19 protein-coding genes are annotated in these 18,328 nt (G+C 67.4%); 14 read left to right on the top strand and 5 right to left on the bottom strand.

Translation table 11 applies throughout. The features are described from left to right. Positions 1 to 54: 54 nt before the first annotated feature. Positions 55 to 357 (bottom strand): hypothetical protein, encoded by a 303-nt coding sequence (locus ASF72_RS11825; protein ID WP_056599091.1) that lies wholly within the window; start codon positions 355 to 357, stop codon positions 55 to 57. Between the two features lie 229 nt (positions 358 to 586). On the opposite strand from ASF72_RS11825, the gene ASF72_RS11820 reads away from it, so the two are divergent. The 9 genes from ASF72_RS11820 to ASF72_RS11780 all read left to right on the top strand — a co-directional run bounded on the left by ASF72_RS11820 (position 587) and on the right by ASF72_RS11780 (position 12,517). Further along, complete coding sequence (locus ASF72_RS11820; protein ID WP_050687476.1) at positions 587 to 2,035, top strand: DUF3375 family protein; 1,449 nt, start codon at positions 587 to 589, stop codon at positions 2,033 to 2,035. Between the two features lie 2 nt (positions 2,036 to 2,037). Then, on the top strand, positions 2,038 to 2,895 hold the full coding sequence (locus tag ASF72_RS11815) for a DUF4194 domain-containing protein (protein ID WP_056599089.1): 858 nt from the start codon (positions 2,038 to 2,040) through the stop codon (positions 2,893 to 2,895). Beyond that, positions 2,892 to 6,338, top strand: a complete 3,447-nt coding sequence (locus ASF72_RS11810) for an ATP-binding protein (RefSeq protein WP_056599087.1) — start codon at positions 2,892 to 2,894, stop codon at positions 6,336 to 6,338. The genes ASF72_RS11815 and ASF72_RS11810 overlap by 4 nt, the downstream gene beginning before the upstream one ends. 116 nt (positions 6,339 to 6,454) lie before the next feature. After that, positions 6,455 to 7,546: an iron-siderophore ABC transporter substrate-binding protein gene (locus ASF72_RS11805; protein WP_050687469.1), complete on the top strand. Its 1,092-nt coding sequence runs from the start codon at positions 6,455 to 6,457 to the stop codon at positions 7,544 to 7,546. 10 nt (positions 7,547 to 7,556) lie between these two features. Then, positions 7,557 to 8,648 carry a FecCD family ABC transporter permease gene (locus ASF72_RS11800; protein WP_056599084.1) on the top strand — a complete coding sequence of 364 codons (1,092 nt, stop codon included), beginning with the start codon at positions 7,557 to 7,559 and terminating at the stop codon, positions 8,646 to 8,648. 80 nt (positions 8,649 to 8,728) lie between these two features. Continuing rightward, positions 8,729 to 9,772, top strand: coding sequence for a FecCD family ABC transporter permease (locus tag ASF72_RS11795; protein WP_442854165.1), 1,044 nt, complete (start codon positions 8,729 to 8,731; stop codon positions 9,770 to 9,772). 1 nt (position 9,773) lies between these two features. Next, the gene (locus ASF72_RS11790; RefSeq protein WP_056599081.1) at positions 9,774 to 10,589 is read left to right on the top strand and encodes an ABC transporter ATP-binding protein; all 816 of its coding nucleotides are present in this window, start codon (positions 9,774 to 9,776) and stop codon (positions 10,587 to 10,589) included. Beyond that, complete coding sequence (locus ASF72_RS11785; protein WP_050687463.1) at positions 10,586 to 11,626, top strand: siderophore-interacting protein; 1,041 nt, start codon at positions 10,586 to 10,588, stop codon at positions 11,624 to 11,626. The genes ASF72_RS11790 and ASF72_RS11785 overlap by 4 nt, the downstream gene beginning before the upstream one ends. A gap of 57 nt (positions 11,627 to 11,683) precedes the next feature. Next, positions 11,684 to 12,517 carry an SGNH/GDSL hydrolase family protein gene (locus tag ASF72_RS11780; protein ID WP_432246067.1) on the top strand — a complete coding sequence of 278 codons (834 nt, stop codon included), beginning with the start codon at positions 11,684 to 11,686 and terminating at the stop codon, positions 12,515 to 12,517. A 6-nt stretch (positions 12,518 to 12,523) separates the two neighbouring features. Here the strand turns inward: ASF72_RS11780 and ASF72_RS11775 are convergent, their stop codons facing one another. Further along, positions 12,524 to 12,811 carry a YciI family protein gene (locus ASF72_RS11775; RefSeq protein WP_050687457.1) on the bottom strand — a complete coding sequence of 96 codons (288 nt, stop codon included), beginning with the start codon at positions 12,809 to 12,811 and terminating at the stop codon, positions 12,524 to 12,526. Positions 12,812 to 12,880: 69 nt separating this feature from the next. On the opposite strand from ASF72_RS11775, the gene ASF72_RS11770 reads away from it, so the two are divergent. Together ASF72_RS11770 and ASF72_RS11765 are read left to right on the top strand one after the other, a co-directional pair. Beyond that, positions 12,881 to 13,360 (top strand): MarR family winged helix-turn-helix transcriptional regulator, encoded by a 480-nt coding sequence (locus tag ASF72_RS11770; protein ID WP_050687455.1) that lies wholly within the window; start codon positions 12,881 to 12,883, stop codon positions 13,358 to 13,360. 51 nt (positions 13,361 to 13,411) lie between these two features. Then, a complete protein-coding gene (locus ASF72_RS11765) occupies positions 13,412 to 14,173 on the top strand; it encodes an SGNH/GDSL hydrolase family protein (RefSeq protein ID WP_050687453.1) in 762 nt (253 codons plus the stop codon). On the opposite strand, the gene ASF72_RS11760 is transcribed toward ASF72_RS11765, so the two are convergent. The 3 genes from ASF72_RS11760 to ASF72_RS11750 are packed head-to-tail and all read right to left on the bottom strand — an operon-like array spanning position 14,170 to position 16,902. Then, the gene (locus ASF72_RS11760) at positions 14,170 to 14,919 is read right to left on the bottom strand and encodes an FAD:protein FMN transferase (protein WP_050687511.1); all 750 of its coding nucleotides are present in this window, start codon (positions 14,917 to 14,919) and stop codon (positions 14,170 to 14,172) included. The two genes, ASF72_RS11765 and ASF72_RS11760, sit on opposite strands and share 4 nt — an antisense overlap. Before the next feature lie 49 nt (positions 14,920 to 14,968). Beyond that, positions 14,969 to 15,448, bottom strand: coding sequence for an FMN-binding protein (locus ASF72_RS11755; protein WP_056599078.1), 480 nt, complete (start codon positions 15,446 to 15,448; stop codon positions 14,969 to 14,971). Beyond that, a complete protein-coding gene (locus ASF72_RS11750; protein WP_056599076.1) occupies positions 15,445 to 16,902 on the bottom strand; it encodes a ferredoxin reductase family protein in 1,458 nt (485 codons plus the stop codon). Before ASF72_RS11750 ends, ASF72_RS11755 begins: the two co-directional genes overlap by 4 nt. 325 nt (positions 16,903 to 17,227) lie before the next feature. On the opposite strand from ASF72_RS11750, the gene rpmB reads away from it, so the two are divergent. The 3 genes from rpmB to rpsN are packed head-to-tail and all read left to right on the top strand — an operon-like array spanning position 17,228 to position 17,939. After that, positions 17,228 to 17,464 carry a 50S ribosomal protein L28 gene (gene rpmB / locus ASF72_RS11745; RefSeq protein ID WP_050687447.1) on the top strand — a complete coding sequence of 79 codons (237 nt, stop codon included), beginning with the start codon at positions 17,228 to 17,230 and terminating at the stop codon, positions 17,462 to 17,464. Continuing rightward, entirely contained in the window at positions 17,464 to 17,631 is a 168-nt protein-coding gene (gene rpmG / locus ASF72_RS11740) for a 50S ribosomal protein L33 (protein WP_013602737.1), read from the top strand. Before rpmB ends, rpmG begins: the two co-directional genes overlap by 1 nt. Before the next feature lie 2 nt (positions 17,632 to 17,633). Continuing rightward, the gene (gene rpsN, locus ASF72_RS11735) at positions 17,634 to 17,939 is read left to right on the top strand and encodes a 30S ribosomal protein S14 (protein ID WP_050687445.1); all 306 of its coding nucleotides are present in this window, start codon (positions 17,634 to 17,636) and stop codon (positions 17,937 to 17,939) included. The last annotated feature ends 389 nt before the right edge of the window (positions 17,940 to 18,328 follow it).

Genomic DNA, 18,328 nt, shown 5'->3' with positions numbered 1-18,328 from the left:
TCCTAGGCCCGAAGTGGCCGGTGAAGCCATGGATCCGCCGGGTTGGAGAACCCTTCAGCTGTCACTCAAGATTACCCGCGGGTAGGTTCCCGTACCAGTGGCAGGCTGGACCTGGAAATCGCCGGCAGCGGCTCCCTGCCGGGCCCGGTGGACCAGCCGGTCCCAGCCCGCGTTGATGCCGTGCACCGCTGCCAGCAGTGCGGTGGACAACACAAACCACGTGCCCTTTCCCACCCCCAGCAGCGCCAGGGCGAGCAGGCCGGCCGTCAACACGAACCCGGCCAGGAGGACGGCAAATACCAGTGTTCCGGCGAAAACCAAGGTGCCCGTTTCCACGGTGCTGAGATCAAAGCTCATGAGTCCCCCTGCTGCGGCGCTGCTTCGGATGAGATCGGTAGCACCGAGCGTAGGGTGCGGCCGCATGCGGGACCAGAGCCCGGGCGCGGGAAAGGCCTGTTGATACGGGATCGAAACACTACCGCCAGGTAGGTCACGGGCCGGTCGCGGCGCCTGCGTTAACCTTGTAGTTGGCAGTTTTCCGTCCGTGCTGCCGCAACCCCGCCCACCCACAGCCCAAGGAGAGTGCGTGCCCCGCTCCGCCAGGTCATCCGCTGACGCGATCAGCGCCAGGCTTCGGGACCTCGAACTCCTGACAAAGGGCCCCGCCTGGGCGCTGACGCGATCGGCTCCCTGGGTGATCGCCGTGCTGCAGGCATCCTTCACCCGTACCCGCCCGCAGCTTCCGCTCGAAGAGTTCCACGCCGACGTCGACTCCTTCCTTGAAGAGCTTCGCCGCCAGGACCCCGGGCTGGGTGGCGGCGCCAACGGGAAGGCCTTCGGCGATGAATGGACGCGGCGGCAGTTCCTGACCCGCCGGAACCAGTCGGGCCGGATTGTTTATGAGGTCACCGAACCTGCAGCCCGCGTGCTGGCGTTCCTGGACAGCCTGTCCAGTGAGCGGTCCACCCTGAACGGCTCCCGCCTGGGCACCCTCCTGGGCGACGTGGAAAAGCTGGCCAACGAAACCAACCCGGACCAAAGCGCGCGGCTGGAATCCCTGGAAGAGGAAATCGGTGAGCGCCGGCAATTGATCCAGGACATCAGCAGCGGCGACTTCGACGGCGTGCTGGATGACGACGACGCCGTGGAAGCCGCCGGCAACATCCTGGACCTCGCGGCCAGCCTGCCCGCCGACTACAAAAAGATGCGTGACCGGATCGAGGAGCTGGTGGGCGGACTCCGCAACCAGATCATCGAGGAATCCCTGACCAAGGGCGCCACGATGGCCCAGGTGCTGGCCGCTGACAAACGGCTCCGGCAAAGCCCCGAGGGCCGCACGTTCCGGTCGTTCACGGCGTTCCTGGAGGACCCGCAGCAACAGGTCCGGTTCAGGTCCGCCATCGGTGAAGTCCTCAGCAGGCAGTTTGCCGACGACCTGTCCGCGGATGACAGGGAGACCCTGAAGAACCTGGTGGCTGAGCTCCGCCAGCAGCACAGCCAGATCCAGCGGATCTACGGCAAGCTCAGCGAAAGCCTCAACACCTACGTCCAAAGCGACGACTTCCGGCAGTCCGTCCGGCTCCGCAGGGTCCTCCGCGAAGCGGAGCAGGCCATCAGGTCACTCCCGTATGAGCGCGAACGCCCCGGCCTGGTCCGCGGACCGGTGCTCTTCAACGCCGGATTCGAATCGCTGTCGATGGTGAAGCTTTATGACCCGGACGGGTTTGCGGCCCCGCCCAAACTTGCCGACCCCATCGCGTTCAGCGACTCCGACCGGGTGCGCTCGCCGCGGACCGGCAAGGCCAACCCGGCTGCGATCCGTTCTGCCATGGCCGGGGCAGCCACCCTGGCGGACGCCTGGGAACAGCTGCCGCCCGGGGAGCAGCACATCAACACCATCCGCGGCCTCCTCTCCCAGGCCCTGCAGGACGGCGCGGACTTCGACCGCGGGGCCTGGGCCGGACTGGACTTCGAACAGATAGACGGCACCCGGCGCAGGGCATACCTGCCGGTGGTCACCCTCGCAAAGGATTGACGATGACTGAACCCTCCGCTGAAACCGGAACAGAACCTTCCGAATCCGTTGCCGCAGCAGCCGGACCTGCTGCCGTAGCCCGGGCAGGGGCGGACGCCGAACCCGCCGCCGGGCGCTCCCTTGCCGCCGGGCCCCGCGACACGTTCATTGACGGCGCTGCCCTCTTTCCGGGCGACACCGGGGTGCTGCCCATGCGCGTGCGGCAGGCGCTGGTGAAGCTGCTCAAGGGACCGTACATAGACGGCGGCCGCGACGAGAAGCTCTGGACGGTTCTGCTGGATAACCGGGTCATCATCCGCAGCAGGCTCTCCGAACTGTTCCTCACCATGGAACTGGACCCTGACCGCAAAATTGCTGTGCTACGTCCCGTGGATCCGGACGCGATCGGCGGCAGCACCCGCTCCAGCATCCTCCGGCAGCAGCGAGCGCTGAGCCGGGTGGAGACGATTGTGCTGCTCCGGCTCCGCCTGCTGCTGGACCGGCACGTGACGGCGCAGACTGACCCCACCATCACCCGCGAGGAAATCGCCGACCTTGTGGCCCACTACCAGCCCTCGGGCCAGCAGGACGCGCTGCGGGATTCCGATGTGGTGACCCGGGCCATCACCAAGCTCCTGGCCCGCCAGCTCCTGCTGGCCACGGGCCTGGACGACGTGTACACCATCTCCAACGCCCTTCCGCTGGCCCTCCCGTTCGAAAACATCGGCGATATCCCGGCCCAAATCGATGCCCTGGTCGCAGCCTCGGCGGACCCGTCGGGCACCGAACCGCTCCTTGACCTCGACGCCGAAACAGCGACCGACGATGATGCCGCCGACGACGCGGACGGTACCACCACCACCGAAGAAGGCACCAAGTGAGCATCGCCAGCATGCTTCCCCTCGGGGAAGAAACGAACCCGGGGCAGATGCGGCTGGCGCTGGTCCAGGTGGTCAACTGGGGCACCTTCCACGGTGCGCACACCATGCATGTGGACCGCAACGGCACCCTGCTGACCGGCAACTCGGGCGTCGGCAAGTCGACGCTTTTCGACGCGATGCTGCGGGTGTTCGACGCGCGGCCGCGGTCCAACGAGGCCGCAGCCCAGCGCTCCGGCGGGGCCGTGGAGGACAAACGCACCACCTTTACGTACATGCGCGGCAAGGTGGGCGACAAAGCCGTGGGCGAGGGCTCGGCAAGTGCGTTCCAGCGCCCCGGCGCCACCTGGTCAGCGGTGGCGCTGACGTTCGACAACGCAGCCGGTACCAGGGTGACGGTGTCCGCGCTCTTCGACCTGCCCAAAAACGGCACGGAATCGAGCGTTGGCCGGTTCTACCTGATCGACAGCTCACCGCTGGACCTGCCGGCCCTGGAGGACATCGCGGACAAGCGCTTCACCAAGGCCGCGCTGGAGACGGTGTTCCCGGACGCCCAGGTTTTTGACGTGCATAAGGCGTTTGCCGAGCGCTTCCGGCGACTGCTGGGCATCAACTCGGACCAGGCGCTTCCGCTGCTGCGGGTCATCCAGGCCGGTAAAGGCCTGGGCGGCAGCGTCAACACCTTCTTCCGGGACCAGGTCCTGGACGCCCCGGCCACCCTGGCGGCGGCCGACGACGTGGTGGAGGAGTTCAGCAACCTGATGTCCATCCGGCAGCGGCTCGAAGACGTCCGCCAGCAGCGCGACCAGCTGGCGCCGGTCCCTGGGCTGAACCGCGAGTACGCCCAGGCGCTGCTGGACGCCAACCGGCTGCGGGACCTCGCAGGCGGCGAATTCGAGGCGTACCGGCAGCAGCTGGCAGTCACCGTCCACGAAAAGACGCTGACCCGGTTCCGGGAGCTCGCACAGGCCAAGGCCCAGGACCTCGGGGCGGAGCGGACCGTCCGGGACGCGCTGGCCAAGGATCTCCGGCAGCTGGAAACGGACTACAACACCCAGGGCGGCAACGCGATCTCCGCGATCGAACAGTCGCTCGAGAACGCGCGCGTCAGCCTGAAGCTCCGCGAACAGGTGGAGGAGGCCGCCCGCGCCGCGCTCGCCGATGCCGGCCTGCAGCTGGCCTGGACGGCCGCAGGCTGGGATCAGGCGCACGAACAGGCAGCAGCCCGCTCCGCCGAGCTGAAGGACGACTCCCAGGCCCTGCAGGAGCTTCGGTTTGAGGCCTTTGACGCCCATGCGACCCGCAAGCGGGAACTCGCCGCGGCTGAGCAGGAGCTGGTGTCCCTGAAGACACGCAAATCCCTGCTGCCGCCGTCGAGCATTGAAAACCGGACCGCGATTGCCGCGGCCACCGGTGTGCCCGAGGACCAGATGCCCTTTGCGGGGGAACTGATGGACCTGCTGGAAGGCGAGGAGCGCTGGCGCCCCGCCGCTGAGCGGGCCCTGCGCAGCCTCGCCACCACGCTGCTGGTGCCAGGCGAGCATTTCGGCGCCGTGACCCGGTACCTGAACGCGAACAACATCCGCGGCGCCCTCCGCGCCGTGGACGTGTCCAAGCCGCTGCCAGGCGGTGCGCTGGCGGTGGAGGACGTGAACGACGGCGACCTGCTCCGCAAGCTGGATATCCTCACCGCCGGCGGGGCAGCGGAAGCAGGGGCATGGGTCCGCGAGCGGATCGCCCTCGACTTCGCCTTCCCCTGCGTGGAGGACCCGGACGAACTCGCCGCCCTGGACAAGGGCCTGAGCCTTGGCGGGGTGGTCAAACGCAACCGCCACACCGTGGAAAAGGACGACCGGTTCACCAGCCGCCAGGACTACGTGCTGGGCTTCGACAACGCCGCCAAGCTGGAACTGGTGGCCAGTCAGGTGGCCGACCTCCGGCAGGAAGTGGCCAAGGCCGCGGAACTGGCGCAGAGCCGGGAGGAATCACACCAGGGCATGGGCCGCCAGCTTGAAGCCCTGCGCCGGGTCGCAGCGGACGACAGGCCCTGGGACCAGGTGTCGGCCGCCGTCGCGGCGGAGGACCTGGCACGGATCGAGCAGCGGCTCAAGGATGCGCTCGCAGCGCAGGCGGATCTGGAACCGCTGCGCGCCAACATCGAGCAGGCCCGGCAGAAACACCAGTCCAGCACCGAGTCGGCTGCCGTCCTCCAAAGCGAGTACAAGGCGCTGGACCGGCAGCTGACCACCGCCGATTCCCTGCTGGATGCCGCGCGCGGGCGCCTGGCCGAAGCGCCACCGTCGGACGCCACCGTCGAAGCCTTGGCGCCCTACTTTGACGGGTTCGGCGACATCACGGAGCTGCATGAACTGGACAACCTGGCCAACCGGGTGCGCTCCACGCTCCTGGGGGAGCTGCACGCCGCCGAATCCCGCGGCCAGGGCACCGCTGAGCGGCTCACCAGGATCTTTGAGGGGTTTGTCCGCGAATGGGGCAGCGCCATCTCGGCCGACCACGGCACCAGCATCGGCGCCGCAGCCGACTTCGAAACCCGGTACCACGCGATTGTCAGCGACGGGCTGCCGGCACAGGAAGCCGAATTCCGGCAGTTCTTCAACCAGCGCACGCACGAATCGTTCAGCACGCTGCTGCATCTGCTGGATGAAGAGCGGCGGTCCATCACCAGCCGGATCCTGCCGCTGAACGGCATCCTGTCGCAGGTGAACTTCCATGAAGGAAGCTTCCTGGAGCTGGACATCAAGCAGACTTTGCCGCCCACTGCCAAGGCGTTCAAGGACGCCATCCAGAACGCGCTCAAGGCCCGCCACACCCGGCCGGCGCGGCCCGAAGCCGGTCAGGAACGCGACGAGGACGCCGAGCTCACCGCCCGCTACAAGTCGCTGGAGGCCCTGGTCCGGCGGCTGGGCTCGCAGGCTCCGGAGGACCGCCGCTGGCGCGCCGAGGTGCTGGATGTCCGCGGCCATCTCTTTATCCAGTGCAAGGAACACCGCGACGTTACCGGACCCCGCGGCGGGAAGCGGTCCGAGGTCTTTATGCACGCCGACACCGGGTCGATGTCCGGCGGCGAGCGGCAGCGGTTCACGGCGTTCATCATGGCGGCAGCGCTCAGCTACCAGCTGGGCATCGCGGAGCAGGGCTTCACCACCTACGGCACGGTGATGATGGATGAAGCCTTCGTCCTGGCCTCCGAAGAGTTCGCCGGCGCCGGCATCAAGGCGCTGCATGAATTCGGGTTCCAGCTGCTGCTGGCGGCCCCGGAAAACGTCATCGACCTGTCCCGGCACCTGGGGTCCGTCACCGAGATCCTCCGGGACAAGCGCACCAACCGTTCAGGCGTCCTCACGGCCCCGGTGATCAGGCCCACGGCAGGGGCGGAAGGGGCCTGGCGGTCCGAGGCGAACCCGGTGGACATCGTCCTGCGTTAGCCCGCGTGGCGTGTGTCCTTCGTCACGGGAAATGATTAAGGTACGCAAACCTTTCGTAATAGGGGGGAGGCTAGGCTAGCCTTACTTAGGTTCGCATCATTCACCTAAGGAGTTCCGTGACTTCCCCCCACTTCACCGGCCTGACCGCCACCCGCCGGACGCTGTTCAAATCAGCCGGCAAGGCGACGGCGGTCCTGGCCGCAGCGGCCCTCACGCTCTCGGCCTGCTCCACGGGCCCCGCGGCCTCCACACCGGACGCCAGCACTGCCGGCTCCAGCAGCACAGCTTTCCCCGTGACCATCAAACATGTCTACGGCGAGACCACCATCGAAAAGCAGCCCACCCGGGTCGCCACCGTCTCCTGGGTCAACGACGACGTTGCCATTGCCCTGGGTGTGGTGCCCGTTGGCGTCCCCACCAACGAATGGGGCGGCAACGACAAGGGCTCCACCCCGTGGAAGGACGCGGCCCTCGAGGATTTGGGTGCCGGGTTTGGCACGGACAAGGCCCCCGTCCAGTACTCCGAGGCGGACGGTATCAACTTCACAGAGATCGCCAAGCTCACCCCGGACGTCATCCTGGCCGCCTACTCCGGCCTGACCGAAGAGGACTACAAGAAGCTCAGCGAGATCGCACCCGTGGTGGCGCACCCTGAGCTGGCGTACGGCACGTCCTGGCAGGACTCCACCACCATCATCGGCAAGGCCCTGGGCAAGGAAGCAGAAGCCACCAAGCTGGTCTCCGACACCGAGAAGACCGTCACGGACAAGGTGTCCAAGTTCCCCCAGCTGGCAGAGAAGACCTTCATTTACGGCAACCTCGAGCCTGCCAAGGGTGATGGCGTGAACGTCTACACCGCCAACGACAACCGCCCCCGTTTTCTTTCGGAGATCGGCATGAAGCTCGCCCCCGTGGTGGAGGACAACTCGAAGGGGTCCAAGGATTTCTTTATCGCCTGGTCCGCTGAGAAGGCCAACGAACTGGACTCGGACATCTTCGTGACCTGGGTTCCGGATGCCTCCACCACGGACGCCATCAAGGCCGACCCGCTGCTGGGCCAGATCCCCGCCATCAAAAACGGCGCCCTCGTGGCCGATTCGGACAACACGCTGACGCTGTCCATCTCCGCGTCGTCACCGCTGAGCCTGCCGTGGTCACTGGACACGTTCCTGCCGCAGCTGGCCACCGCCGCGGACGCAGTGAAGTAGGCACTTCGCCATGACGCAGGGTACAACGACGGCGGACCAGTGGGCGCCCGGCGCCGGCACTCCGGTGCCGGGGCGGGTCTCCCGTGGTCCCGTCAAGTGGTCCGCTTCCGGAGGGAAACGGGCCGCCTGGCTGCTGGCCGCCGTCGTTGTACTGCTGCTCCTTGCCGGGACCTCCCTGGCCGTGGGCGCCAGGGGCCTTCCCCTGGCCACCGTCTGGCAGGCGATGACCAGCTTCGATGCCGCCAACGGCGACCACGCCGTGGTCCACGCACGTATCCCCCGCACCGCCCTTGGCCTCCTGGTGGGCGGGGCGCTTGGCCTTGCCGGTGCCGCCATGCAGGGCGTGGCCCGCAACCCGCTGGCCGATCCGGGCATCATCGGGGTCAACGCCGGGGCGGCGCTTGCCGTGGTGACCGGCATCTATGTCTTTGGGGTGGCCACCTTCTCCGGCTACATCTGGTTCGCCTTCATCGGTGCCGGCGCCGCCGCGGTGCTGGTGTACCTCATTGCGTCCCTGGGCCGGGACGGCGCCACCCCGGTCAAGCTCGCGCTGGCCGGTGCCGCGCTGAGTGCCGGCCTGTACTCGCTCATGAACGTCATCCTGGTCTCCAGCCAGGACACCCTTGACCGGTTCCGCTTCTGGCAGGTCGGCGGGGTGGCCGGCCGCGACTGGTCCGTAGTCCTGCCCGGGCTGCCCTTCCTCGCCGTCGGCGCCGCGGTTGTGCTCCTGACCGGCCGCATCCTCAACTCCCTGGCCCTCGGCGACGACATTGCGCGCGGCCTCGGCCAGCGTGTGGGCCTGGCCCGCGGCGTGGCCGCCCTCGGGATTGTGCTGCTGTGCGGCACCGCCACCGCCCTGGCCGGACCCATCGGCTTTGTTGGCCTGGTGGTTCCGCACGCGGTCCGCTTCCTGACCGGACCGGACTACCGCTGGATCCTGCCGTTTTCCCTGGTGGTGGCCCCGGTGCTGCTCCTGGGCGCCGACATCATTGGCCGCGTGATCCTGCTGCCCGGTGAAGTCCCGGCCGGCATTATGACCGCCCTGGTGGGCGCCCCGTTCTTCGTTTGGCTGGTCCGCCGCGGCAAGGGGGCCGGGCTGTGACCCGCACCGACACCACTCCCGCCGCCCCGGATGCGCTATCACTTCCGGTCGCCAAAACCACCCCGGGGGGACCAGAAGTGATAGGGCAACGGAGGAGCCGGCGCCGGATCAACAGGACCGCAATCCTGGCAGCCGCCGTGGTGGTCCTCTTCGCCGTCTCCATCCTGCTGGGCAGCTACACCGTCACCATCCCGGACTTCATCAGGATCCTGGTGGCGCACTTTACCGGCGGTGACAAGATCCCCGGCGCCAGCTTCATCGTGATGGAAAACAAGCTGCCCCGGGCCGTGATAGGCACCATGATCGGCGTTGCGTTCGGCCTGGCCGGCGCCCTGTTCCAGACCATGCTCCGCAACCCGCTGGCCAGCCCCGACGTGATCGGGATCAGCTACGGCGCCAGCGCCGCCGCCGTGGTGGCCATTGTTGTTTTCGGCGCCACCGGGCCCACGGTCTCCGTTGCCGCCATGGCCGGCGCCCTCGCCGTGGCGGCACTCATCTACGGCATCTCCAGCGGCGGGGCCATGCGCGGCACCAGCAACGGCAACGCTGCCGGCAACCGTTTGGTCCTGGCCGGCGTGGGCATCGCCGCTGCCCTGCACGCCGTGGTCAACTTCCTGATGACCCGGGCCGACATCCGCACCGCGGCCGACACCCTGGTCTGGCTCAACGGGTCCCTGAACTCCGCCAACTGGGACCGCGCCGGTGTCCTGGCCATCGCCCTGGCGATCCTGGTCCCGGCCGTGGCCCTGATCGCCGGCCCGTTGCGGATCCTCGAACTCGGCGACGACGCCGCCGCCGGCCTCGGCATCAAGGTCGGCGTGGCCCGGCTTGCCCTGGTGATCGTCGCCGTGGCCCTCGCCGCCGTAGCCACCGCCGCCGCGGGGCCGGTGGCGTTTGTGGCGTTCCTGGCGGGACCGATCGCGCGCCGCTTCACCAAAAAAGCCAGCCTCCCGGCGTCGGCCCTGGTGGGCGCGGTGATCGTCCTCGCGGCCGACTACTTCGCCGCCAACCTCGCCCCCCTGATCCTGGGCGGCACGGTCCTGCCCGTGGGCGTTATCACCGGCGCCCTGGGCGCCCCGTTCCTGCTGTGGCTCCTGGTCACTGCCAACCGAAAGGACGCCTGACATGGCAGTTCTCGATGCCAAGGACCTGACGCTGAAGTACGACCAGCGCTGCGTGGTGGACAGCCTGAGCGTTGGCATTCCCGAGGGCCGGGTAACCATGATTGTGGGCGCCAATGCCTGCGGTAAGTCCACGCTGCTCCGCGGCCTCTCGCGGCTGCTGAAACCCGCCGCCGGCACCGTCACCCTGGACGGCAAGGACATCCATTCCCGGCCCGCCCGCGAACTGGCCCGCACCCTGGGCCTGCTCCCGCAGCACCCCACCGCCCCGGACGGCATCACCGTGCGCGACCTGGTGGGCCGTGGCAGGTACCCGCACCAGGGTTTCTTCCGCAGCAGCAGCGACAAGGACGACGCCGCCGTGCACCGGGCCTTGGAGGCCACCGAAACCCTGGCCCTCGCCGAACGGGACGTGGACGAACTCTCCGGCGGGCAGCGCCAGCGCGTCTGGATCGCCATGGCCCTGGCGCAGGAAACCGAAATCCTGCTGCTGGACGAGCCCACCACCTACCTGGACCTGGCCCACCAGGTGGAGGTGCTTGATCTCATCACCGACCTGAACCGCAGCCGCGGCACCACCGTGGCCATCGTCCTGCACGACCTCAACCTGGCCGCCCGCTATGCCGACCACGTCATCGCCATGAAAGCCGGAGCGGTGGTGGCCGCGGGCACCCCGCAGGAGGTGGTCACGGAGGCACTGGTCAGCAGCGTCTTCGGCCTCGAATCCCGGGTCATCCCGGACCCCGTTTCCGGTACCCCCCTGATCATTCCCATCGGGCGCCACCACGTCCCAGCCAACGAACTGGAGCTTGTTTCATGAACACCCGAGAAGTTGCCACCACCGAGCCCATGACCCTCGCCTTCGAGGTGACCGTTTCCTCCGTCCAGGAACTGAGCCCCAACTTCCGCAGGATCACCTTCGGCGGGTACGCGCTGCGGGACTTCGGCGTCAACGGCGACTCCCTGGACCTGCGCATCAAGCTGATGATCCCGTCCCTTGCCGCAGACGGCACCGAACTGCCCCTGCCGGCCTTCGAAATGACCGAGGCCGGCTGGTACCGCGAATGGCTCGCCATGGACCCGGCCGTCCGCGGTTCCATGCGCACCTACACGGTCCGCTCGTCCCGGCTTGATTCCGTGTACCCGGAGATCGACGTGGACTTCGTGATGCATTTTGATGACCACGGGCACGGCGGCCCGGCCGCGAACTGGGCCCTGAACGCCAAGCCCGGCGACGCCATCACCATCATCGGCCCCAACAACCGGGCCGCCCTGTGCCGGACCGCGGAAAACTACGGCGGCATCGAATGGCGCCCCGGGCTGGCCCAGCGCGTCCTGCTCGCCGGCGACGAGACCGCCCTCCCGGCCATCTCCGCCATCCTCGAAAGCCTGCCCGCCTACATGAGCGGCCACGCCATCCTGGAGGTTCCCGAAGCCGGCGACTTCCAGGAGCTGGAGTCCGCCGCCGACGTCCAGATCACCTGGCTGGCGCGCGGTGCGTCAATCGGCCGGTCCCGTCCGCACGGCGAACTCCTGCAGGACGCCGTCCGGAAGGCCGTCCCCGTGCCCGGCTGGGTGGGCCTAAAAGCGGCCGACGGCGGCGCGGGACCCGAGCCCGAAGACGTCAACGTGGACGTGGACATCCTTTGGGAGACGCCCGCGCGGATGGAAACCGGGGCGATCGCCGCAACCAAGAACCCGGACATGCCAGCCGGCGCCATGCCGTTCTACGCCTGGATCGCCGGTGAGGCGGCCGTCATCAAGGACATGCGCCGCTACCTGGTGCGCGATGTGGGCATCGACCGCAAGCAGGTGGCCTTTATGGGCTACTGGCGGCAGGGCAAAGCGGAGGGCTGAGCACCTTCCTGTTCATGCCGCCGTCGTCCGCTGGCCGCTTTGGCCGGTTAGCGTGGGCTGGTGCCTGTTGCCCCCTTGCTGCCCCAAAGTGGCCGTCGCGTGTTTGTTGCCCTGGGCGATTCGTTCACCGAGGGTGTGGGCGACCGCGACGGCCGGCTGCCCAACGGGGTCCGCGGCTGGGCGGACCGGGTGGCCGAGAAACTGGCCAAGGACCAGCCCGGGTGGCGCTACGCGAACCTGGCCATCCGCAGCAAGCGGCTGCGGCACATCGTGGCCGAGCAGCTGGAACCGGCGCTGGCCATGGAACCGGCACTGATCACCCTGTACGCCGGCGGCAATGACATCCTGGACCTGAAAACCGACATGGCAGCGCTGATGGCCGACTACGAACAGCTGGTGGCCCGCCTGGCCGGCACCGGGGCTGTCCTGGTGCTGTTCACCGGGTTCGACGTCAAGGTCTCGGCCCTGCTGGAACCGCTGAAGAAGCGCAACACCCTCTACAACCGCCACGTCCGCGCGATTGCGGAGCAGCATGGCGCCGTCCTGGTGGACTACTGGTGCCTGGACGCGTTCCACGACCGGCGGATGTGGGACGCGGACCGGCTGCACATGTCAAAGGCCGGGCACAGGTACCTGGCCGGGCAGGTCCTGGACCAGCTGGGGGTGCCGCACAAGATCCGGCCCAAGGACTGGGAAGCGCCGGCGCGGCGCGGGCTGCGGGAATGGGAACGCCATCAGCGGCGGTGGATCAACGACTGGGTCCTGCCGCTGTTCGGCCGCAAGATCCGGGGGATCACGCTGGGGGACACGCTCACGGCGCGCTGGCCGGAACCGGTCAAGGTGCCCCGCAAAGGCGGGCTGCGGAAGCTGGCCGAAAAAACCGCCGCCTGATGCGCCTCAGCTGTCCAGCAGGTTTTCAAACCCCGGCGCCACCCGGCCGGCATGGAATTCGACGACGTCGAACTCGGCAACACCGTTCGCATAGAACGGGTCCTGCGCCAGGCTGGCATCCAGGGTGGCGCGGTCCACCTGCGACAACAGCAACCCACCCGTCCGCGGCACCTTGCGGCCGGCGGCGATGAAGACGCCGTTGTCGAAGGCCTCCTGGAGCCAGGCCATGTGGCCGTCGTTGTGGAAATCGACGATGTCCTGCGGGACGCGGTAGGTCAAGGAAACAACATACATACGCCCACCCTACCGGGGGCAGCGGGCCTGGTTGAAGGATCAACGACGGCTTTCTCGTAGTATTGACGCATGACCGAACCGCGCTGGCTGAGCGCCGACGAACGCCGTGCCTGGCTGGCCCTGGTAAGCATCAACACGCTGCTTCCGGCGGCCCTGGACACCAAGCTGCACGCGGCCGGGAAGCTGTCCCTCTTCGACTACACGGTCCTGGCCATGCTCTCCGAAACGGAAGAGCGGTTCCTGCCCATGAGCGAGCTCGCCGCACGAAGCAGCGCCTCGCTGTCCCGGCTGTCCCATGTGGTGACCAAGCTGCAGAAACGGGGCTGGGTGGAGCGCCGACCGCATCCCCACGACGCCCGGGTCACCACCGCCCACCTCACGGCCGAGGGGATGGCCACCATCGTTGGGCTGGCGCCCGGCCATGTTGAAACGGTCCGGGAACTGTTCCTTGATGCGTTGTCGGACCAGGACGTCCAGGACCTGGCCCGGATCGGCGAGAAGGTGGTTGGCCGGCTGGATGCCAACCATTGGATCCTGCGCGAAAACTGATGCCGGCCCCGCCAGTTGGTTGCTCGCGGCAACGGATGGCAAACTGGCCGGATGGAATTCTCTTCCCGGTTTGTGGCCCTTGGCGATTCCTTCACTGAAGGAGTGGGGGACGACGACCCAACGCGCCCCAACGGGGTCCGCGGCTGGGCCGACCGCGTGGCCGAGCAGTTGGGAGCCGCGGATCCCGGCTTCGGCTACGCCAACCTCGCCATCCGCGGGCGGAAACTCCGGCAGATCCTGGCCGAGCAGGTGGATGCCGCCGTAGCGCTGCAACCCACGCTGGTGAGCATCTACGCAGGCGCGAACGACATCCTTCGTCCCAAAATCGACATCGACGACCTCCTGGGCGAGTACGACGACGGCATCCGCAGGTTGCGTGCCACCGGCGCCACCGTGGTGCTCTTCACGGGCTTCGACGCGCGGGGGTCGAAGGTGTTCAGCACCATGCGCGGCCGCACCGCGATCTACAACGAGCTGGTCCGCGGCATCGCCGGCGACCACGGCGCCCTGCTGGTGGACTACTGGCGTTTCAGCGAATACTACGACTGGGGCATGTGGGCCACGGACCGGATGCATATGTCCGCCGCCGGCCACGCAAACATGGCCAAGCGGGTGCTGGACGTCCTGGCGCACGAACACTCCATCGACGTTCCGCCCATGACTCCGGTTCCGGAACTCAGCCGCGCAGAGGCCCTCCGCGCCAACGCCCGCTGGGTCCGCGAGTTTGCCGGCCCCTGGGTTGTCCGCCGGGTTACGGGCAAGTCCTCCGGCGATGGCCTGGCTCCCAAGTACCCGGCACTGACGCGGCTTTAGCGCCGGAAGGAAGGCGTCGCCACCAGCGAACCGTCAGTCCGTACGGCCAGGATGGCGGCATCCCAGCCGTCCGCTGCCCGGTCCAGCATCGGTGTCCCGCCTGACACCACTGCTGTGGCCAGGATGTCGGCCGTGACGATATCCGCCGCCGCAACCGACACCTGGCTGAACTCCGCCGGCCGGCCGTGCTGGCGCCAGATGTGGTCGCCCCGCTCCGCTGAACCAGAGGTTGCCAGGGCCAGGTGCCGGCCGGCTGCTGCCAGCGGATAGGCGGCGACCAGGGAACCGCGGTTTCCGGGATCAACAATTCCCGCCCGCCACGGCTCGCCGCTGCCGGGGACGGGGGAGCCGCCCGCCAGTACATCACCGCCGGCATTCAGGCACCAGTTCCTGCGGCCCAGGGCCAGCAGGGAGGTGCCGGCTTCACGGATCGCGTGGCCCTTCACCAGCCCGGAGAGGTCAAGCACACCGTCAGGCCGCTCAGGGCTGAACGCCCCTTCAGTGCGCAGCCGCCAGTCGTGGGCCTCCGCATACAGGTCCCGCATGATGTCCGACGCACGCGGCAGCGTCAGTTCACCGCGGGCCAGCCGGCTCGCTTCGGAATCCGGCCGGTACAGGCTGAACGTTTCGTCCAGGTCCCGGAAAAGGCGTTCGACGACGGCCAGTGCGGCAGCAAGCTCGTCGTCCGCCGCCTGCCCTGCCGCCGGGCCGTCGGGAACCAGCGCGAGGCTGATGACAGTTCCCATGCTGGTGAAGGTGCGGATCTTCAGGGGTGCGCCGCTGGCTTCGGTGGGGTCAGAGGTTTGCTGCATCGATGGCTGCCTGGAGTGAAGTGAGGTAGGCGCCGCTGGTGACGGTGGCACCGCTGACCGTCTGGACGTCGGCGGACTGGGCCGCAAGGACCTCGCTCCGGAGCACCGGTGCTGCCCGGTTGCTGATCTGGATCGACTTCCGGTCGTCATCGGTCAGGTGGAGCGCCGTGACGTCGGTGATGGTGCCGCCGGCGACGGTGATCTGCACCTGTACGGAGCCGAACCGGGTCTGGACGGCAGCTCCCGTGAAAGTACCCGCGGCGGTGGTTCCGCTGGTGGTCCCCTTGGTTGTTGCGCTGTGCGGGGCGGAACCGTTGGTTCCGGACGCACCGCCCGATCCCTCCGCCGTCGTACCTGTTGCTGTGATGATGCTGGTGCCGCCGGCCTGGGTGCCGGCCTGCCAGCCGGCCAGGAGGATCCCTGCCGAGGCGACTGCTGCCGCAACTGTTCCCCGTGTTTTCACCAGTCGAACCTTTCGTGATGGATCTGGGTGGCCGGTACACCGGCTGCCGTGGCGTCCGCAATGACGTTCCCGGCCCATGCGGACGGGCCGCAGATGTAGATGTCCGCGTCGGCTGCGTCCGGGACATAGGAGGTAAGGGAGTAGCCACTGTGGACTGCGTCGTCAGGGAGCCAGCCGGATTGCCCCTTGTCCCGAGGGCCGGTCAGGTGGAACAGGCGGGCGCCGCGGAGCCGGCAAAGTTCGAGGATCTCGTGGCTGAGGTAAAGTTCCCGGTCGCTGTGGCCGCGCAGCAGGACCGTGGCCTGGCCCGGTGCGAACGGGGTGCTTTCCAGCAGGGCCCGCAGCGGGGTGATGCCGATGCCTGCGCCCATCAAGACCACCTTGTCCCTGGTCCGCGCGGCGGTTCCGAACAGGCCGTAGGGTCCGGCAACAGCCACCCGGGTTCCGGTGCGCAGGCGGACAAGCCCGCCCGAGCCGCTGCCGAGGTTGCGGACCGTGATCCGCAAGGTACCTGTCCCGTCCGCTGCCAGGACCACCGGTTCCGCCGACAGACTGAAGGGATGGGGATGCCACCACATTCCCTGGGCGAGGAACCGCCAGATAAGGAACCGGCCGCCGGTGCCGGCCAGCCGGTCCAGGGCGCGGCCCTTCATCACAATGTTCACCACGCCGGGAGCAGCCTGTTCCACCCGGACCACGCTGAGCCGGTGCCGGTTCGTTGCGGCGATGGGCTGGACAACCCGGAAGTACAGCAGGGCGGCTCCGGTGGCCAGGCACAGCGCGGCCCAGTACCAGCGCTGCCACGTCCCCTCGGCGAACAGCCCGCCAACGCTGAACTGATGCGGGATGGCCGTACCCACTGCGGCGTAGGTCAGCAGATGCACGGCGTACCAGAACTCGTAGGGGAACCGGCGACGGACCGCCACCAGGGACGTCACCACCACCGCTACGAAGAGCACCATGGAAATGTAGGCAAGCCACATGTCCGGGACCAGCGACCACAGGGCGATTGCCTCACTGACGGGGTCCAGGCCCGCGGCCATCCCATAGCCCACGGCGATCAGCAGCCCGTGTGCCAGCAGGAGGTAGAGGGAAGGTTTGCCCAGCTTCCGGTGGAACCCCAGCGCCCTGTCATGGCCAACGGTCCGGTCCACCAGGGGAATCCTGGCTGCCAGCAGGAGCATCAACAGGACCAGGTCCATGCCCACCAGGCCGGCCACGATCCCGGCAGCGGTCACGGCACCGGCAGGTGTCGCGGCCGCTGCCAAACCGCCGTCGGAAAGCCACAGGGCCACAGCCGCCGCAACGGAAGCCCATGCCACCACTGTGAGAAGGTCGGCGCGGAGCAGGCGGCGCCGGTGCTGTACGGCGAAGCCGTTGCCGTCCCTGCCGGGACGGGCTGCGGGACCGCGTGTTGCTGGCCCGGCCTGCGCTTGGGGGAGTTGTATGGTCATGGATCCAGAATCAGCCCGACAGCTTTCATTTTGCTGTGAATACCGGCACTTCCTTGCTGTGATCCTGCGCGGGAAGCTGCCTGCTTATACACCCTTGACGGCCTGATTGGTCTTTAATTGGCGGAACTCGTAGACTTGGTAGGCGCTAAGTGCGCGGAGCGTGCGCAATTGCTCCGGTTGTCCGGTAATTTCTCCAGGGCGGCCGGTAGTTAGGGGCTCAAGTTGCGTGACTGACCGTTCGCCCTCAATCAATTTGGGTCGCACTTAGCAGCATGATCCAGCAGCAGATATGCGGATCATTACTTTCAATTCTTGAGGAGAAGTCATGGCAGCACACTGCCAAGTGACCGGAGCCGAGCCGGGCTTTGGGCACAGCATTTCGCACTCGCACCGCCGCAACAAGCGTCGGTTCGATCCGAACATTCAGAAGAAGCGCTACTGGGTTCCGTCCCTGCGCCGTAATGTCACTCTGCAGGTTTCTGCAAAGGGCATCAAGACCATCGACGTTCGCGGCATCGACGTTGTCGTCGCCGCCATTCTCGCTCGTGGGGTGAAGCTCTAGTGGCTAAAGACAAGGACGTACGTCCGATCATCAAGCTCAAGTCGACTGCGGGCACGGGTTACACCTACGTAACCCGCAAGAACCGTCGTAACGATCCGGACCGTATGGTCCTGAAGAAGTACGACCCCAAGATCCGCCAGCACGTCGAATTCCGTGAGGAGCGCTAAACATGGCTAAGAAGTCCAAGATTGCTCGCAACGAGCAGCGCAAGGTCATCGTAGAGCGTTACGCTGCAAAGCGCCTCGAGCTTAAGAAGACCCTGGTTGATGCAAACGCAACCGACGAAGCACGCGAAGCAGCCCGCCTGGGCCTGCAGAAGCTGCCCCGCAACGCGTCCCCGATCCGTCTGCGTAACCGCGACATCATCGACGGCCGTCCCCGCGGTACCTTCCAGAAGTTCGGTATCTCCCGTGTTCGCTTCCGCGACATGGCGCACCGCGGTGAGCTTCCGGGCATCACCAAGTCTTCCTGGTAATCCAGCACTGCTGATTCCAGCTGCTTGAGAAGGGCCGGCAACCATATGGTTGCCGGCCCTTCCGTCTTTAACCCGGTACGCTTCCCGTTGTGTTTCAGCCCACAACTCCGGGAAACGGCGGCGGCGCCCGGTTGGGATGCCTCATGGGCCGTTCCGCCCCGGAAATACTGGGGTCAGCACCCCTGGAACCTCGATTTGCTGTGGGGGGCGGTGGGGTGTATTGTTTTCTAAGTCGCCGCGAGGGAGACAGCGAGAAGCTGGGTACCGCGGGTGACCAACCCCCATTTTGAACGGCCTGGAATATGGTTCGCTTGTTTGCGTGCCGGTTTTTGGGTGGGGTGGTTGCTGTTGAAGCGTGATTCTGCTGAGAGATGCGGGTTTGCAAAGCT

Source organism: Arthrobacter sp. Leaf141 (assembly GCF_001424565.1).
Lineage (GTDB): Bacteria > Actinomycetota > Actinomycetes > Actinomycetales > Micrococcaceae > Arthrobacter.
The sequence above is the reverse complement of the archived record's forward strand: the minus strand, read 5'-3'. Positions and strand labels throughout refer to the sequence as shown.